General features: G+C 66.9%; 15 protein-coding genes. 9 read left to right on the top strand and 6 right to left on the bottom strand.

Annotated elements, in window-relative coordinates; translation table 11 throughout:
* The first annotated feature begins 3 nt into the window (after window positions 1-3).
* The 6 genes from JZY91_RS08380 to holA all read left to right on the top strand — a co-directional run bounded on the left by JZY91_RS08380 (window position 4) and on the right by holA (window position 5,699).
* On the top strand, window positions 4-672 hold the full coding sequence (locus JZY91_RS08380; protein WP_234947470.1) for a histidine phosphatase family protein: 669 nt from the start codon (window positions 4-6) through the stop codon (window positions 670-672).
* Complete coding sequence (locus JZY91_RS08375; protein ID WP_234947469.1) at window positions 672-1,475, top strand: DegV family protein; 804 nt, start codon at window positions 672-674, stop codon at window positions 1,473-1,475. The genes JZY91_RS08380 and JZY91_RS08375 overlap by 1 nt, the downstream gene beginning before the upstream one ends.
* Before the next feature lie 18 nt (window positions 1,476-1,493).
* Complete coding sequence (locus tag JZY91_RS08370; RefSeq protein WP_234947468.1) at window positions 1,494-2,426, top strand: hypothetical protein; 933 nt, start codon at window positions 1,494-1,496, stop codon at window positions 2,424-2,426.
* Window positions 2,427-2,525: 99 nt separating this feature from the next.
* On the top strand, window positions 2,526-3,173 hold the full coding sequence (locus JZY91_RS08365; protein WP_234947467.1) for a ComEA family DNA-binding protein: 648 nt from the start codon (window positions 2,526-2,528) through the stop codon (window positions 3,171-3,173).
* The gene (locus tag JZY91_RS08360; protein ID WP_234947466.1) at window positions 3,170-4,762 is read left to right on the top strand and encodes a ComEC/Rec2 family competence protein; all 1,593 of its coding nucleotides are present in this window, start codon (window positions 3,170-3,172) and stop codon (window positions 4,760-4,762) included. The genes JZY91_RS08365 and JZY91_RS08360 overlap by 4 nt, the downstream gene beginning before the upstream one ends.
* A gap of 1 nt (window position 4,763) precedes the next feature.
* Window positions 4,764-5,699, top strand: a complete 936-nt coding sequence (gene holA, locus JZY91_RS08355) for a DNA polymerase III subunit delta (protein ID WP_234947465.1) — start codon at window positions 4,764-4,766, stop codon at window positions 5,697-5,699.
* Window positions 5,700-5,708: 9 nt separating this feature from the next.
* On the opposite strand, the gene JZY91_RS08350 is transcribed toward holA, so the two are convergent.
* The 3 genes from JZY91_RS08350 to JZY91_RS08340 all read right to left on the bottom strand — a co-directional run bounded on the left by JZY91_RS08350 (window position 5,709) and on the right by JZY91_RS08340 (window position 7,725).
* A complete protein-coding gene (locus JZY91_RS08350; RefSeq protein WP_234947464.1) occupies window positions 5,709-6,686 on the bottom strand; it encodes a PHB depolymerase family esterase in 978 nt (325 codons plus the stop codon).
* Window positions 6,687-6,789: 103 nt separating this feature from the next.
* The gene (gene rpsT, locus JZY91_RS08345; protein WP_234947463.1) at window positions 6,790-7,053 is read right to left on the bottom strand and encodes a 30S ribosomal protein S20; all 264 of its coding nucleotides are present in this window, start codon (window positions 7,051-7,053) and stop codon (window positions 6,790-6,792) included.
* A 177-nt stretch (window positions 7,054-7,230) separates the two neighbouring features.
* Window positions 7,231-7,725 carry a type II toxin-antitoxin system PemK/MazF family toxin gene (locus JZY91_RS08340; RefSeq protein WP_234947462.1) on the bottom strand — a complete coding sequence of 165 codons (495 nt, stop codon included), beginning with the start codon at window positions 7,723-7,725 and terminating at the stop codon, window positions 7,231-7,233.
* A gap of 71 nt (window positions 7,726-7,796) precedes the next feature.
* On the opposite strand from JZY91_RS08340, the gene lepA reads away from it, so the two are divergent.
* Window positions 7,797-9,656 (top strand): translation elongation factor 4, encoded by a 1,860-nt coding sequence (gene lepA, locus JZY91_RS08335; protein WP_234947461.1) that lies wholly within the window; start codon window positions 7,797-7,799, stop codon window positions 9,654-9,656.
* On the opposite strand, the gene JZY91_RS08330 is transcribed toward lepA, so the two are convergent.
* The gene (locus JZY91_RS08330) at window positions 9,637-11,526 is read right to left on the bottom strand and encodes a hypothetical protein (RefSeq protein ID WP_234947460.1); all 1,890 of its coding nucleotides are present in this window, start codon (window positions 11,524-11,526) and stop codon (window positions 9,637-9,639) included. The two genes, lepA and JZY91_RS08330, sit on opposite strands and share 20 nt — an antisense overlap.
* 15 nt (window positions 11,527-11,541) lie before the next feature.
* Here JZY91_RS08330 and JZY91_RS08325 point away from each other — a divergent pair, with 15 nt between their 5' ends.
* Window positions 11,542-12,768: an alpha/beta fold hydrolase gene (locus tag JZY91_RS08325; protein WP_234947459.1), complete on the top strand. Its 1,227-nt coding sequence runs from the start codon at window positions 11,542-11,544 to the stop codon at window positions 12,766-12,768.
* A gap of 30 nt (window positions 12,769-12,798) precedes the next feature.
* Window positions 12,799-14,028 (top strand): phosphatase PAP2 family protein, encoded by a 1,230-nt coding sequence (locus JZY91_RS08320; RefSeq protein ID WP_234949101.1) that lies wholly within the window; start codon window positions 12,799-12,801, stop codon window positions 14,026-14,028.
* On the opposite strand, the gene JZY91_RS08315 is transcribed toward JZY91_RS08320, so the two are convergent.
* Complete coding sequence (locus JZY91_RS08315; protein ID WP_234947458.1) at window positions 13,961-14,746, bottom strand: CPBP family intramembrane glutamic endopeptidase; 786 nt, start codon at window positions 14,744-14,746, stop codon at window positions 13,961-13,963. The genes JZY91_RS08320 and JZY91_RS08315 overlap by 68 nt on opposite strands.
* A 16-nt stretch (window positions 14,747-14,762) precedes the next feature.
* Window positions 14,763-16,169: an HNH endonuclease signature motif containing protein gene (locus JZY91_RS08310; protein WP_234947457.1), complete on the bottom strand. Its 1,407-nt coding sequence runs from the start codon at window positions 16,167-16,169 to the stop codon at window positions 14,763-14,765.
* Window positions 16,170-16,229 lie beyond the last annotated feature (60 nt).

Genomic DNA, 16,229 nt, shown 5'->3' with positions numbered 1-16,229 from the left:
GCCGTGGGCCGCCGCCTCATCCTGCTGCGCCACGGGCAGACGGAGTACAACGCCACCCGCCGGATGCAGGGCCAGCTGGATACCGAGCTGTCCGCAATCGGTGTGGAGCAGGCCCGCGCCGCCGGGCTGCTCATGCGTGAGCTAGGCGTGACCAAGATCGTCGCCTCCGACCTTCTGCGGGCGACGCGCACGGCGGAGATTGTCGCCGCGGTGCTCGGCCTCGAGTTCACGCAGGATGCCCGCTTGCGAGAGACACACTTGGGCGACTGGCAGGGCAAGACCCACGCCGAGGTGGATGAGACTGACACCGGCGCACGCGCGCACTGGCGCAACAACGCCGGATGGGCGCCGCCGGAGGGGGAGAGCCGCCTGGATGTGGCGCGCCGGGCCCGCCCGGTAGTGGATGAGCTGATGGCAACGTACGACGACTGGGACGGCGGCGCCGTGCTCCTGGTGGCGCACGGAGGCACCATCTCCGCGCTGACCTCGAACCTGCTGGGGTTCGGCGAGGCCCAGTACCCGCTGTTCAAGGGCTTGGGCAACACGAACATGTCCCGGCTGCAGGCGATGCCGAAGTACCGCGAAGGCGCAACCGGCACAGGGTTCGCGTCCACCGCGCCCGAAGACGTGCAGTGGTACCTGGAGGCATGGAACCAGGGGCTGAGCCTGTAATGCCGGTACGCGTTGTGGTGGATTCCGCGGCGGGGCTTCCGCGCGAGATCGCCGAGGAGCTCGACATCGCCGTGATTGACATGCACGTCATGGACGGCGAAGGCGATGAATCCACCTCCGGGCTCACCGCGCTGGAACTCACCGCATGCTACGCGCGCCAGCTGGAGCGCGGGGGCGACGACGGGGTAGTGGCACTCCACCTCGCGCGCTCGCTGTCTTCTACGTGGTCTGCTGCCGTCACGGCGTCGGCGGTGTTCCCCGGCACGGTGCGCGTGGTGGATTCGGACACCGCGGGCATGGCGATCGGCGCTGCCGCGATGGCCGCGGCGACGGTGGCGCGCGAGGGCGGGAGCCTGGACGAATGCGAGGCAATGGCGCGCTCCACCATCGAGCGCTCCGAAACCTGGCTCTACCTGCAACAGACGGAGGGCCTGCGCAAGTCCGGCCGCCTGTCAACCGGTACTGCGTTGTCCGCGACGCTCTTGGCCACCAAGCCGATCCTGCGGCTGCGCGGGGGCAAGTTCGAGGTGGCATCCAAAACCCGCACCCAGACGAAAGCCTTCGCCCGGCTGGCGGAGCTAGTGCAGGAGCGGGCGGGCGGCCAGCCCGTGTTCGCCGCGGTCCAGCACGCGGACGCGCCGGAGGCGGCGGAGCATATCGCCTCCACACTCGATGAGGTGCTGCCGCAAGGCTCCCAGGTGCTGGTGGAGCCGCTCGTGGAAGTCCTCGCTGTGCACACCGGCCCGGGGGCAGTTGGGCTTTCCGTGGTATTCAGCTCCGCAGAGCCTGCAGGCGAGCTGTGATCCCGTTATGCTCGCTGCGTGCGCAACACCGTAACCCTTCGCAACCGCGTCTTTGTTCTTGCCGCCGTTGCTGCGATGCTCGCGTCGCTGCTTGCAACCGTCGTCACGCCTCAGGCTGAAGCCCGCGAGCGCTGCCCTGCCGTGGCCGTGATCGCTGCCCGCGGCTCCGGCCAGAACGACCAGATCTACCGCACCAGCTACTCCCCGCAGGCACCGTGGGTGTCCAACGGCTGGGAGGGCCAGACCATGCGTGCGTTCTTCCGCCACGCGGAAAACCGCTACCGCGCCACCCACGGCGGTGCGTCCCTGATGAAGGACGTCGAGGTCATCGGCCTGGAGCCGAAGTACTACCCGGCGATCTACCCGGAGTACAACGCGCCGGAGGTCTCCATCCCCGCCACTATCACCCAGGGTGTGCTGCTGGCGCTGGAGTACTCGGTGCCCGCCCTTCGCACCGCCCGCCGAGCGGCCACGGAGTTCACGGATTCCGTGAAGCTCGGCCGCGTCGGCGTGATGCAGCAGATCAACGATTATGAGGCCGCGACCGGCTGCCGCCCCAGCTACATCCTCACCGGCTACTCGCAGGGCGCGATGATCCTGCTGGAGCACGAGCGTGAGCTTGCGCGCCGCGGCCAGCTCGCGGGCGTGGTGTACTTCGGCAACCCGAACACCGCGCCGGGCGATTGGTCCACCGTCGGCGTGGCTGGCGGCGGTGCCGGCGGCATCCTGGGCATCCTGCCGTTTAACACCCGCACCGCCGCGGGCACGTCCAACCGCGTGAATTACTGCTTGCCGCTGGACGGTGTGTGCGACCTGTCGGTGCAGACGCTCGCGGGCTCCGCCCAGTTCAACGGCGGCAACCACGGCCGTTACTACCTCTGGCCGTCCCAGTGGGACAACCAGGTGTCTGACTCTTTCGGCCGCTTCGTAGACCAGGTTCGCTACCGCTAACTCGCGGCGCCTGTGGATAACTCGCGTTGCGGGCCGAGTTATCCACAGCTTGCGGGAGGGGTGCTTTCGCTTCGGTTAGATGTTTCGTAGCCTGAGCGCATGAATGCTGCCGAACGACTCAAAGAACTCACCCGCCCAACTGGGGAGGAGGACATCCTCCCCGTCAACTACCCGCCCCCGCGCGTGCGCGTGGAGCCGAAACAAGCTGTCGCTGCCTCGGCTGTCGTCCTCGCACTTGTGGGCGGCTGGGCGTTTACCCGTCCGCCGTCTCAACCCGCGCAGGAGCCCGAGTGGGGCCAAGTCGCCGCCGCAACCGCCGTGCCGGAACAGGTAGTGGTTGCGGTTGTGGGGGAGGTTGCCCACCCTGGGCTGATCACCCTCGAGCAGGGAGCGCGCGTTGCGGACGCGCTGGACCACGCCCAGCCGTTCCCCCACGCGGACACCATCGCGCTCAACTTGGCGCAGGTGCTTGTCGACGGTCAACAGATCCACGTCCAAGCCATCGGTGCCGCCCCTCCGCCCCAAGCCGCTGCTTCCCCCGGTGCCGCAGCCGGCGGGCTGATCTCCGTGAACCAGGCCAGCGCCGCCGAGCTCACTGCGCTGCCCGGAGTGGGGGATGCCACCGCCCACGCGATCGTCTCCCACCGCGAGGCCAACGGCCCCTTTGCCACCCTGGAGGGCCTGATGGACGTCAAGGGCATTGGGCCGGCGAAGTTTGACGCGCTGAAAGACCTGGTCTGCCTGTGACCGAGCTGCGCTTGGTTCCGGCGGCACTGGCGGTGTGGGCGGCCAGCCTGGTGTGTGTGCTGGTCGGCCCCGCGGCCGCGGCGTTGGTGGTCCTCGCGTTAGCGGTGGGGTGCGCCTGCTGGCGCGAATGGGGCCAGGCCGTTCTGGTCGCTGGGCTGGGTGCGGCGGCAACCGTCGTCGCCACCGTGCGCATCCGCATCGCCGCCGCGTGGGACTTCGCAGAGCCTATCGTCGGCACCGTCAGCGGCCAGCCGAAGCAGCTTACCACCGGTTCCTGGCTCACGCGCATCACCCTGCCGGGGCACCCCTCCACGCTTGCGGTGTTCAGCACCTCGCTGGACGACGGCATTGTGCCCGGCGCACACGTCACCTGCACCGGCCGCCTTGGCGAATCCAGCATGCCGGGCGTGAACCCGTACGTGCTCAGCGGCGAGGTGGTCTTGAACGCGCCGCCGACCGGGTACGCCGCATTTGCCCAGCATGTGCGCGAGACGTTCGGCGCGGCGGTCGCACACCACGTTGGGCCTGCCTCGACCGGCCTCATCCCCGGCATGGTGCTGGGGGATACCACCGCGCAAAGTGCGGCGGAGCAGCAGATGTACATCGACACCGGGTTGTCGCACCTGTCCGCCGTGTCCGGTTCCAACGTGGCCATCGTGACCACCGCGGCCGTGGTCGCGGCCACGCTGCTGCGCCTGGGTTTGCGGGTCCGTCTGCTATCGGCGGCGGTAGCGCTCTTAGGATTCGCGGGTCTGGTCGGCCCGGAGCCGAGCGTGCTTCGCGCGTCCGTCATGGGCTTGGTCGGCCTGGTGGCGGTGTGCTCATCCACCCGGTCCGAACCGATTCACGCGCTGTGTCTGGCCACCATCGGCCTCTTGCTGGTGGATACGGACCTGGCCGCGCACTACGGCTTCGCGCTCTCAGTCGCGGCGACGGTGGGGATTGTGGCCATCAGTCCCCTCATCCACCGCGCCCTGGCCATGACCGGCTGGCCCGACATTGTGAACCGCGCGCTTGCCGTCGCCATCGCCGCAGACGTGGTCACCATGCCCATCGTGGCGCTCATGTCCGGCCAGGTCTCGCTCGTCTCTGTTGCGGCGAACGTGCTGGTCGCGCCGGTGACCGCCCCGGTCACGGTGCTGGGGCTCGCAGCGGCCGCCGCATCGCTTGTCCCCGGTGGCCTCGAGACACCCCTGCTCACCGTCATCGAACCGATGACGTGGTGGGTGCACGAAGTGGCCCTGCGCGGCTCTGCGCTACCGCTGGCCACCATTGCGGCGACGCCGGTGGTGGTGATGGTGGCGTACGGGTGGGTGCTTGCGGGGATCGTCGGCAAGCGGCCGCGGCTCACGGCAGCCGCAACGGCGACGGCCATTGCCTTCGCCAGCCTGCGCACCCCGCCCCCGCCGCCCGCGCCCGCGTACGCCGAGGGGCTCACGGTGCACGTCGTGGCCACGAAAGCAGACGTGGAACCCGTCCCGCCCGGCACCGAACTGGTGGTGGTGCTGGAGCAGGGCCGGCCGCCGCGCCGCCCCGTGCGCACGCAGGGCGGCATCGACGTGATCTTCCCCAACCGCGCCGGGCCGTAGAATGGTGCGCATGCTCAACCCCGTCCACCTCGTGCTTGGCGACGATGAATTTCTCGCCGAACGCGCCACCAAAGCGATCATCGCCCAGGCCGGCCCCGGCGCCGAGGTGACCACGCTGCGCGCCTCCGAGGTCACGGAGGGGGAGATCGCGATGGCCACCAGCCCGTCCCTCTTCGCTGAGGATCGCGTGGTGGTGGTGGACAAGACCGAGCTCGCCGGCAAGGAGCCGACCGAGACGCTGCTGGCTGCCTGCGTGGATCCCGCGCCGGGCATGACGCTGGTAATCAAGCACTCCGGCGGCGGGCGGCAGAAATCCTACGTGGCCAAGTTCCAGAAGATCGCGGAGGTGCACAACGCGGAGAGCCTCAAGGACCGCGACCGCCACGCGTGGGTCAGCGCGGAGTTCCGCAACCACGGCGTGCGCCCCACCCCGGATGTCGTGTCCGCGCTGCTGGAGTCAGTCGGCTCTGACCTGCGGGAGCTCGCCTCCGCCGTGAGCCAGCTGGTCGCGGACACGGACGGGGAGATCACGGTGGCGTCCGTGCGCGAGTACTACACCGGCGTGGCGGAGGTCGCCGGCTTCGACATCGCGGACCAGGCCGTCCTGGGCCGCGCCGACCGCGCGCTGGCATCCACCCGCCGCGCGCTGCAACTGGGCACGTCCCCCGTGGCCATCGCCGCGGCCCTCGCGCACAAGGTGGGCGACATTGCCAAGCTTTACGACGTCCGCGGAAACCCCGACCAACTCGCCCGCCAACTGGGTATGCACCCCTACGTGGCCAAAAAGACCATGCAGGTGGCGCGGCAATGGACGGCGGCCGCGGTGACGGAGGCGGTGATCATCGTCGCCGACCTGGATGCTGAGGTCAAGGGTCAGGGCGGCGACCCGGAGTTCGCCATCGAGGACGCGGTGCGCCGGATCGCTGAGCTGGCTTAAGTTTCTGGCTTAGATGTTCGCCAGCGCGAAGCGCACGCTCTCCTGCGTGGTATCCGGATTGGGGAACCAGTGGTGCAGGCCGCCGTCAATACGAATGAGCTTGGTGGGCTTCGCGCAGCCAGTGCCGTCGAAGGTGGTCACGGCGCCGTCGCGCCACTCGTTCACGTGCGGCCCACACGCGTTCTTAGTACGGAAGGTGTCGAACACCCGCGGCGCGGATTCGTACCCGGTGTTGTGGCGCACGCCGCCGTTGTATCCCACCACCTGGTCATTCGTGCCGTGCATGATCAGAGTTGCCACCGCGCCGGGTGCGCACCCGTTCACCGTGGGGCCGTAGAAGGCGCCCGCCACGGACACCACAGCGCCCACCATGTCCGGGGCGTGGCACGCAATCGCGGCCGCCATGCCGCCGCCGTTGGAGAACCCGACTGCGGCCACCCGGCGCGGATCCCCGCCGTGGTGGCGCGACACCTCGGCGATCACGCCGCGCACGTAATCGAAGTCCTCCACCATCGAGGTGGCGGCGTAAGGTGCCCCGCCCCACGCGTTTTCCACCCCGCGCGCGTACACCACGATGGCGTCGCGCCCGGCCGCGCTCTCGAGCCGCTGGTAGCGGCGCGCGTCCTCCGCGGTGTGCCGCCAGCCGCCGAACGCCACGATGATGGGGTAACGCTTCCCCGGCGCCCAGCCTTGCGGGCGCACGACATCGTAGGAGCGGCCGGGAGGCACAGCAGGAACCGCAGGTACAGCAGGCACTGCAGGGAGGTTGAGCTTGGGCAACATCGCCAAACCCACACCGAGCGCCGCCAACACACCCAGCACGATGCCCACCGTCTTCAGCACCTCCGAATCCAGGGACGAAGAGGAAGACTCGGTCTGCTCCACGGTCTCTACGGTGTCCGCGGCAGCGAGGACAGGCGCGACAACGGAGCAGGTCAACGCCAGCGCAGTTGCGGCGGCGCAGAGGGCATGGCGGGTGGTTTTCACATCGACACCATCGTTTCTTATGGCTAAGGCTGTTACTTGGGCAGGAAAAATCCCGCCGTCGAAAAGCAAAAGCTCCTCGGGGCGGGATGTGCGCGGACGCGAATTAGTCCATCTTGTTCAGGGCGTGAGCCATCTTGGACTTCTTGTTCGCCGCGTTGTTGCGGTGGAAGACGCCCTTGGTCACAGCCTTGTCCAGCTTGCGGGACGCGACGCGCAGCTGCGCCTCAGCCGCTGCCTTGTCGCCGGCCTCCACAGCCTCGCGGAACTTGCGGATCTCCGTGCGGGTGGCGGAGCGGATGGACTTGTTGCGCTGACGGCGCTTCTCGTTGGTGAGAACGCGCTTCTGCTGCTGCTTGATGTTAGCCATGATGCACCTCTTATGCAGTATCGACGATTGACTTCGATCGTCTTGCGGGGCAAGCAGCGCGGCGGCTTTGAAAGGACGCAGGCCCAAGGTCCTGCCTGCGTAGCGTCGCGCACCCCTGCGAGACAACTCCTCAAAGCTAGCAGCTCACGCGCGCGCGACCAAAACGCCTATCGGCTGCTATCCCCAGTCGAAGCGGTCCCGCAGCCGGCTTGCCACGCGCTCAAAACGCAGCGGCGGAATGATGGTGCCGCGGCGGTGCACGTCCGTCTCCGGCACGAAGAGGGTCTTATCCAGGCGCACCCAGCACGGCTCGCCGGAGGCCTCCCATTCGCCGGAGCCGATGCCCAGCCAGTGCTGCTCATCCGCGTGCGCCTTGACGGGGGAGATTAAAAGCCCCAAGACCTCGTGCTGCTCGCGCCCGACCACCAGCATGGACCGCTCCGCCGGCGGGTGGGAGGGCACGGTCACCCACACCACTTCGCCCGGCTCCGCGTTGCCGTCCATATCCGGGGCGTAATAAATATTGCGCGGAACTTTGCCCGTGGAGCGCACGCTGACGCGGGCGGCGCGTTTGCCTCTGCGTTCCGCCGCAGGGGCTGCGAGGCGCGCGTTGAGCAGCGCGAGGCCCTGGTCCAGCGACGTGGTGCGTTTGCGCTTGCGCATTGCAGCCATAGCAGCCCGACCTCCTCATGTGAGCCCTCTTGCGCTCACTTTAGGTCACTGGCCGGTAGGATGTGCTAATTATGGCTGCTCAAAAGAAGAACTTTGCGGAGGAGACGTTCACGGATCCCAGTCGCATCCGTAACTTCTGCATTATCGCGCACATCGACCACGGTAAATCCACCTTGGCCGACCGCATTCTGCAGCTGTCCAACGTGGTTGACGCGCGCGACATGCGCGACCAGTACCTGGACAACATGGACATTGAGCGCGAGCGCGGCATCACCATCAAGGCCCAGAACGTGCGCCTGCCGTGGACGGTGCAAACGGGCGAGCTGGCGGGGGAGGAGTTTGTCCTCCAGATGATTGACACCCCGGGCCACGTGGACTTCTCCTACGAGGTCTCCCGCTCCCTCGACGCGTGCGAGGGCGCGATCCTGCTTGTCGACGCCGCTCAGGGCATCGAAGCCCAGACCCTGGCCAACCTGTACATGGCCATGGAGAATGATCTTGAGATCATCCCGGTGCTGAACAAGATCGACCTGCCGGCCGCGGACCCGGAGAAGTACGCGCTGGAAATCGCCAACATCATCGGCTGCGAGACCGAGGACGTGTTGCGCGTGTCCGGCAAGACCGGCCAGGGCGTGCCGGAGCTTCTGGACAAGGTGGTGGAACTCATCCCCGCCCCGACAACGGAGCACCCGGAGGACGCGCCGGCCCGCGCCCTGATCTTCGACTCGGTCTACGACACCTACCGCGGCGTAGTCACCTACGTGCGCATGGTGGACGGCAAGCTCACGCCCAACCAGCAGGTGCAGATGATGAACACCGGCACCCGCCTGGAAATCCTGGAGATCGGCGTGGTCTCGCCCACCATGAAGAAGACCAAGGGCTTGGGCCCCGGCGAGGTGGGCTACCTGATCACCGGCGTGAAGGACGTGCGCGAAACCCGCGTGGGCGACACGGTGACGTGGGCCTCCAAGGGCGCCGAGGAGCCGCTCGAGGGCTTCGAGGAAGTCAAGCCCATGGTGTACTCCGGCCTCTTCCCGGTGAGCCAGGAGGACTTCCCGGACCTGCGCGAGTCGCTTGAGAAGCTCCAGCTTAACGACGCTTCCTTGACCTGGGAACCCGAGACATCGGTCGCCTTGGGCTTCGGGTTCCGCTGCGGCTTCTTGGGCCTGCTGCACATGGAGATCACCCGCGACCGACTGGAGCGCGAATTCGACCTGGACCTGATTTCCACCGCGCCGAGCGTGACCTACCGCGTGATCCGCGAAGACGGCACCGAGCAGATCGTGCACAACCCGTCCGACTGGCCGGGCGGCAAGATCCAGGAAGTCTACGAGCCGATTGTGAACATGACCATCATCGTCCCGCAGGAATTCGTGGGCACGACGATGGAGCTGTGCCAGTCCAAGCGCGGCACCATGAAGAACATGGAGTACCTCTCCGAGGACCGCGTTGAGCTGCGCTACATCATGCCGTTGGGCGAGATCATCTTCGACTTCTTCGACATGCTGAAATCCCGCACCAAGGGCTACGCCTCCCTGAACTACGAGGACGCGGGCGAGCAGCTGGGTGACCTGGTGAAGGTGGACATCCTCCTCCAGGGCGAGCCGGTGGACGCGTTCTCCGCCATCGTGCACAAGGATTCCGCGCAGTGGTACGGCAACAAGATGACCAAGAAGCTCAAGGAGCTCATCCCGCGCCAGCAGTTCGAGGTGCCGGTGCAGGCCGCGATCGGCTCCAAGATCATCGCCCGCGAGAACATCCGCGCCCTGCGCAAGGACGTGCTGTCCAAGTGCTACGGCGGCGACATTTCCCGTAAGCGCAAGCTTCTGGAGAAGCAGAAGGCCGGCAAGAAGCGCATGAAATCCATCGGCTCCGTGACGGTGCCGCAGGAAGCATTCGTGGCGGCGCTATCTACCGACGAAGCCACCTAAAGCCAGCCTGCATAATCCACACCACGGCGAACATGGCCACGAAGATGATCAGGCCCAGGCCGAGCATCCCGCCGAGTGTGGTTACGCCCGCCGCGTCTGCCCAGTCCGGGGCACCGATTGCGGCGGCGACGAAGCCTAGGACCAGGTTCATTGCCTCCGCGCGCTTCGACTCCTCCTCCGCGATCTCGCCGGAGAGCTGCTCGAAGCGGTTGCGGATCACGTCCTGGCGGGAGCGCACCTTGGAGTCGAAATCCTCCCGCAGCTGGTTGAACCCGGTGGCGCGCTGCAACCCCTGCAGCACGCGGGTGTCAATGTCGCGGCCCGGCACGGTGCGGAACCACAGCTTGTCGCGGATCTCAATGTGATCCAGCTGCAGCTTTTCCATCCGCTCCAGGTCCCCGCGCAGCTCGGCGTGGGAGGCCTCGCCGATGGAGGCCGCAGAGCGCTCGCCCGCAACCTGCAGCGTCTTGCGCAGGTGCGTCTCGCCAGCCTGCGCCCGCATCTGCAACATCACCAAGTCCACGAACCGGGTGTTGGCCATGGACCAGTAGCGCATGCCCTCGCGGCTGGCGGACTTGGTGCGCACCATGCCCACGCCCTCGTCCGAGGTCATGACGGTCCACGAGGACAACTGCGCGGCCAGCAGGTGCTCCAAGCCCTCCGGCGTCTGGTACGGCACCAGCTCCGGGTAGGAATCCGCGCCCTCCAGAATCTGCCACGCCCACTGCTCGTGCCACTTCCACTTGGAGTTGCGGGTTTGCAGCACTAGGGGCCCGCCGATGTCCTCCGGCACTGAGCCGTTATTGCCCTCGCTCAGCGTCTTCTGGTGGTCTTCCGGCGGCCGAGCCGGGTTCGGAATAGCCATGGCCACCCGCTGCGGCGCGGGCAGGGCGAAGGTGCCAGTGGGGCCGGGTGCCTCCGCCGTGGCGATCAGCTTGCCTTCAGACGACACCACCATCGACTGCTCCCGCCCCAACGCGGCATCGATCTGGGCCACCGCCAGGTTCACAAACTTGGTCAACACGTGCAGCTGCGGCGGGCTTTCCTTGTACTCCTCATCCACTTTGTAGAACTGGGAGCTGTTGCGCGGGCGCCGCAGCGCGGAGCTCAAGAACCCCAGCGTGGCGGAAGAAATGTTCTCCGCCGCCACGTTGAGGATCAAAAAATCGCTGGTCACGTGCGTCGCGGCCAGGTTCAGGTCGTGGAACTGCATCACCTCGGCGGAGAGCAGGCGCAAGGTGGCGGGCCCGTGGCTGTCTCGCTCGCCGCGGACTTGGTCCTCCCAGGGCAGCTGCTCGTCATAATTCACCAGGTAGAAAAACGTTTCGTTGCGCACGGGTTCGAAGATCAGGTGGTGGGCGAAGATGTTGGCGTCCCAGCCGGCGTCGATAAGCGAAAGCTCCTGCCTCACGCCGCCGTCCTCGAGGATGCGCTGCTTGCCGCGGTCCTCGTGCGCGAACTCCTCGATGCCGGCGGCGGCGCCTTCGAAGGAGGCGATGTCCACGTCGATGGAACGGGCACCAACGGAGGTGTCGATGGGGTCGACGAAGCGGATGCGGGCGTCGTTGTAATAGGGCTTGCCGCCCTCCACGATCGGGTGGCCGTAGTAGTTGCGCCGCACGTCCGGCTTGCGCCACACCTGCCGCTCCGCATCCCACGCCGGGTTTTCCACAATGCGCACGCCCTTGTCGCGCCCGTACGCCCAGCCGTGGGCGGCGAAGTCGAAGGGCTCATCCCCAAGGCCCGCCGCCGCGGGAATGGGCAGAACCAGCGAGAACGTGGCCAGGCGCCACTCCGGTAGAATCGGTGCCTCGAACGTGTCGGGCACCGGAAAATCGTGGCCGACCTCTTTGTAAGAGCGCAACTGCATAGTTTGGAGGCTACCGTGGCGCCCGCGAACTCCACCGTCTATCTCCCTGGCGTGACGCAGCGCGAGCACGAAATCACCGTGCCCATCGACCGTGCGGACCCCGCGCGCGGCGAGATCACGGTCTTCGCCCGTGAGCTGTACACCGACGCGAGCCTGCCCTACCTGGTCTACTTCCAGGGCGGCCCCGGTAAACCCGGCCCGCGCATGCTGATGGACTGGATCCCGGAGGCACTGAAACGCTACCGCGTCCTGCTTATCGACGAACGGGGCACCGGCCGCTCCACAAAGATCGACCGCACGACACCCGAGCGTATCGACGCTCACTTTCTAGCCCACCTGCGCCCGCCGGACGTGGCGGCGGATGCGGAGGCGATGCGCGAGTACCTGGGCGTGGAGCAGTGGGACCTGCTGGGTAATTCCTTCGGCGCGGCGTGCGCGGGGTCCTACCTGTCCTACTTCCCCTCGGGGTTGCGCCGCGTGCACCTGGTCGGTGCGGTGCCGGAGCCGGAGATGGACGTGGACGCGTTCAACCGGTTGACCTTCGCGTTGCTTCGCGCGCGGCAGGAGGAGCTTTTCGCGGCGGTGCCGTGGATCAAGGCGCGCGTGGAAGAGGTGGCGGACCACCTGGAAAACCACGACGTGCGGATGCCGACGGGGGAGCGGCTTTCCTCCACACGCTTCCGCATGGTCGGGGTGCTGTTGGGGGAGGAGGGCGACTTCGGTGCCCTGGCCACCCTGATGGAGATGCCGTTTACCACCTACCGGGGCGAGAAGCGCTTGCGCGGGGACTTCCTGGCGCAGGTGGGCAGCATCATCTCTTTGGAGACCATGCCGCTGTGGGCTGTGGTGCACGAATCCGTCATGGCGCGCCCCGGCCACCCCACGCGCTGGTCCGCGGAGCGGATCTACCGGGAGGAGTTCGCGGACCTGACCCTCTTGGGCAACCACTTCTTTGCCACCCACTTCGAGGAGGACCCGGCGCTTAAGCCCTTCTACGGGGCGGTGGATGAGGTGCAGCACATGGACACGCTGACCGCCCAGGCACGGGACCTCTCCGGCAACGAGGTGCCTACCGCGGCGTTGCTGTTCAAGCCGGACCTCTTCATCCCCTACGAGCTGACGGCGGACTCCGCTTCGCGCATTGGCAACCTCAAGTTGTGGAGCCACGACGAATGGTTCCACGACGGCATTTGGGTCCACGGCCGGGAGGTGGCGAAGGGCCTGTTCGAGATGCTGGACTGACAGGGTTCTTTTAGGCTTTTCGGTGTGAAAATGAACGTCGTCAAGCTTGGTGCCCTGTGTACCGCCGCCTCCCTTGTGTGTGCCCCCGCCGCTGGTGCGGTGACCCTGCCGCAGCTGCGCAGTGAGGTCACCGGGTCTTCCATCGGCGCGCCGATTGTGCAGCACCCGGACGGGCCAGTGCCTCGGCCGTTCTCGCCGGCGTATCTGACCGGCTACATCTCTGACATCTCGCCGTACAAGTACGGCATCTACGCCGAGGTGAACCGACTGTTCCCGCAGGTGAGGGACACCCAGCCGCAGACGATGGCGGCGAACATGGACACGGTGGTGCGCATCAACAACACCGCCACGCCGGAGCAGATTGCCACGGCGCAGGTAGACGCGGTGGCGTCCTCGGGCGGGCTGCTCACGGCGCTCTCTCCCGCCTTGGGCGCGGAGTTCGGGGACGCGTTCCGCGCGGCGCTGCGTGAGGGGCGTTTGCCCAAGACGTCCTACCTGCTGGACAACGGCTACCTGGCGCGGACCGGCGGCGTTGCGAACTCCACGCTGATTGAGAAGCGCATTTTCAACTACCCGCGCCCGCACATCGCGGCGCCGGAGCGCATCAACCGCTACAACACCCCGGAAACCGGGGACCTGTACCTCACCTCGCCCGCGTTCCCGTCCGGGCACACCAACCAGGCGACCATGACCACCACGCTGCTGGCGTACATGGTGCCGGAGCTCGCCCCGCAGCTGTTGTACCGCGGCGCGGAGGCTGGCAACTCCCGCATTGTCCTTGGCGTGCACTACCCGCTGGACGTGATCGGCGGGCGCATGTCCGGCTACGCGGCGGCTGCGGACCGTTTGAACGACCCGAAGATGCGCGATGCCCTGAACCAGGCAGGTGCGGAGCTGCGCGCGGAGATTGAGTGGCGCACCGGCAAGACCATCGGCGAGCTGGTGGCCACAGACACGCCGTACGTGACCACGCCTGAAGCCGTGCGCCGCATGGAGGGCTGGATGGGCTACGGCTTGCCGACGGTCTACGTCCCCGACGCCGCCATGGACGTCCCGCAGGCTGCCCCGGTGCTGCTGGCCGCGCGCTTCCCGGAGCTTTCCTGGGAGCAGCGCGTTGAAGTGCTGCGCCGCACGGCCGCGCCGGCCGGCAACCCGTTGGATTGGCAGGGCCCGGGCGGGTCCTGGCAGCGCATCAACTTGGTTGCGGCGACGGCAGCAAACGTTGCTGTGGGCGCAGACGGAGCGCTAGTAATCCGGTAACCGCCACCGTCACCGCGATGGACGTCGCGGCGAGCTGCGGGCTGACCTCCACCAAGACCGGCCTATTTGGGTGGAGGGCCTCCCCGCCGAACACCATGATGTTGTTCGCGGCGTGGAGCACAACCGCGGCCTCGATCCCGCCGGTGCGCCACGTGAGGTAGGCGGCGCACGCGGCGAACACCACGATGTCTAACAGCCCGAGCCAGTTGTAGATGTGCAGGAATATGAACGGGATCATGGGGATCCCGTAGGCCAGCCACGGCGAGCGGAGCCGCGCGCCGAGGATTTGCGGCAGGCTGGCGCGGAAGAGGAGTTCTTCCGTCGCGGCTTGCAGGGGTGTGACCAGGATGTAGACGACGAGCAGGCAGAGGGTGAACCGCGTGAACTGGGCCTCCCCGTCGGCCGCGTTAATTGCCAGCCAAATCGCGTACGGTGGCACGGCGATTGCGGCGGACTTGCCCACGATGTCCCACCGCACCCGCTTCGCCACCGAAATCAGCGCCGCCGGGTCGCGGCCCATGATCCGCGCCGCGAGGAACGGCACAGGGAGGACGGCGGCGAGGACGAACACGTCCGTCATCGTTTCGATGCCGCGGGGCGGGTTCGAGTACAGCGCCACGCCGAGCACCGCGAATACCATCAACAACACAGGTAAGAGGAGCAGCTCGAGGCCCAGCTTCCACAGCTGTTGCTCCTTAGCGAGGCGGTGAAACTCCACGCCGGCACTCCCTTTCCTACGCGGGCAGCATCGCGTTGCCGTCCTCGAACGTGTATCCCTCGGGGTTGACATCGTACAGCGGGTCGGGGCACGGCCCCTCGACCGGTTCTTCCGGCAGCGGCTCCTCCCACGGCAGTTCCGGCAGGAACGGAAACTCCATGTCGTACTCGCGTTCCAGCTGGTCAATGGCGCGAAGATAGTGGTCGAGGTTGTGGGTGGTTTCGTATTCGTCGAGAAGCGCGTGCCCCTTGGCCAGGAACTCGGCGGCCCGGTCCTTCGCTTTCTGGCGTTGCTCCACCGAGCTGCGCCAACGCGGGTTCACCGGTGTGATCTGGCTGCGCAGCACACCGGCGTCCTGGCGGATGGCGTACGTGCCGTCCGAGAAGAGCCAGATAATGTCGCCGGTCGACGGGTCCGGCACGTAGAATGCCCGACGATCGGTCTTCAAGTTGTGATGCGTCTGGCACAACGTGAAGAGATTGCTCGGCGTGGTGGGGCCGCCCTCATCGAACGGGATGCGGTGGTCTAGCTGGCACGTCGCCGCCGGCCGGCTGCACCCGGGGTATACGCAGCACCCGTCGCGCGCCTCGGCGTACGTACGCATCTTCGTGGTAGGCGCGTACCCGGGCACTTCCTGCTTTTCGACGTTCGAAAGATCCACCTCCTTCGCCTTCCCCCGCGCGATCAGGTCCTCCAAGATTGCGGTGCTGGTGGCGTCGGTCCAGCCGAAGCCGGGGACGTAGGCAGAAACACCTTCTCCTTCGCTGGAGGGGCGGAACACATTGATGGTGATTGTCGGCTCTGGCGCCACTTCGCCAGCTAGCAGCTTGAAAAATGCATCCGCTTCGGTGGTCTTCAGCTCTTTCGCTGTAGTCCGCACGCTTTCGCGGATGGTGGCAAGTGAGATCCGGTCGCCGCTGAATTGGAGTCCGGCCATGCCGTCCTCGCCCAACAGCACGTCGAACCACTGCAGCTCGCGGCCGTTTGCGTTGGCGGAGCGCTTCTTGCGCTTCTTCTCGTCAAAACCGACCTCCGGGCAGTGGGTGGTGATAAGCCTGTGCAGTCGCTCCGTGATAGCCCTTTGGCCCGGCAACTCTTGGGCGATGCGGGTGGGGGTGAAGAGGTTGACCAAGTAGTCGTCGATAAGCGCCAAAAGCTCCGGGTCCGGCTCCGAGCCGAGGATGGCCACAGCCGCGTCGACGGCGCGCAAGCGGGGGATGTCCAGGCGTTTTGTCTCGTCCTGCAGTGCGCGCAAGCGGGGGAGGTGGCGGAGGCGGTGGTAGCCGAAAATGCCGCGGTCGACGGCAGCCTTGGGCCACCCGGTGGCGGACTGGATGCGGGCGAGCGTGAGCTCATAATCCAGGGCAGAATCGCCTCCATGTGCGAGGCTTCCAAAGATCGCGTGCTCCGCTATACGTATCATTTGTGCTTCGTGGCACAACTGATCGCCGGGGCGCTCTGTGGCAAAGTAAGAACTGCTAGG

It is taken from the genome of Corynebacterium sp. CNCTC7651 (assembly GCF_021496665.1).
Taxonomy (GTDB): domain Bacteria; phylum Actinomycetota; class Actinomycetes; order Mycobacteriales; family Mycobacteriaceae; genus Corynebacterium.
This window is presented reverse-complemented; position numbering and strand designations above follow the sequence as displayed.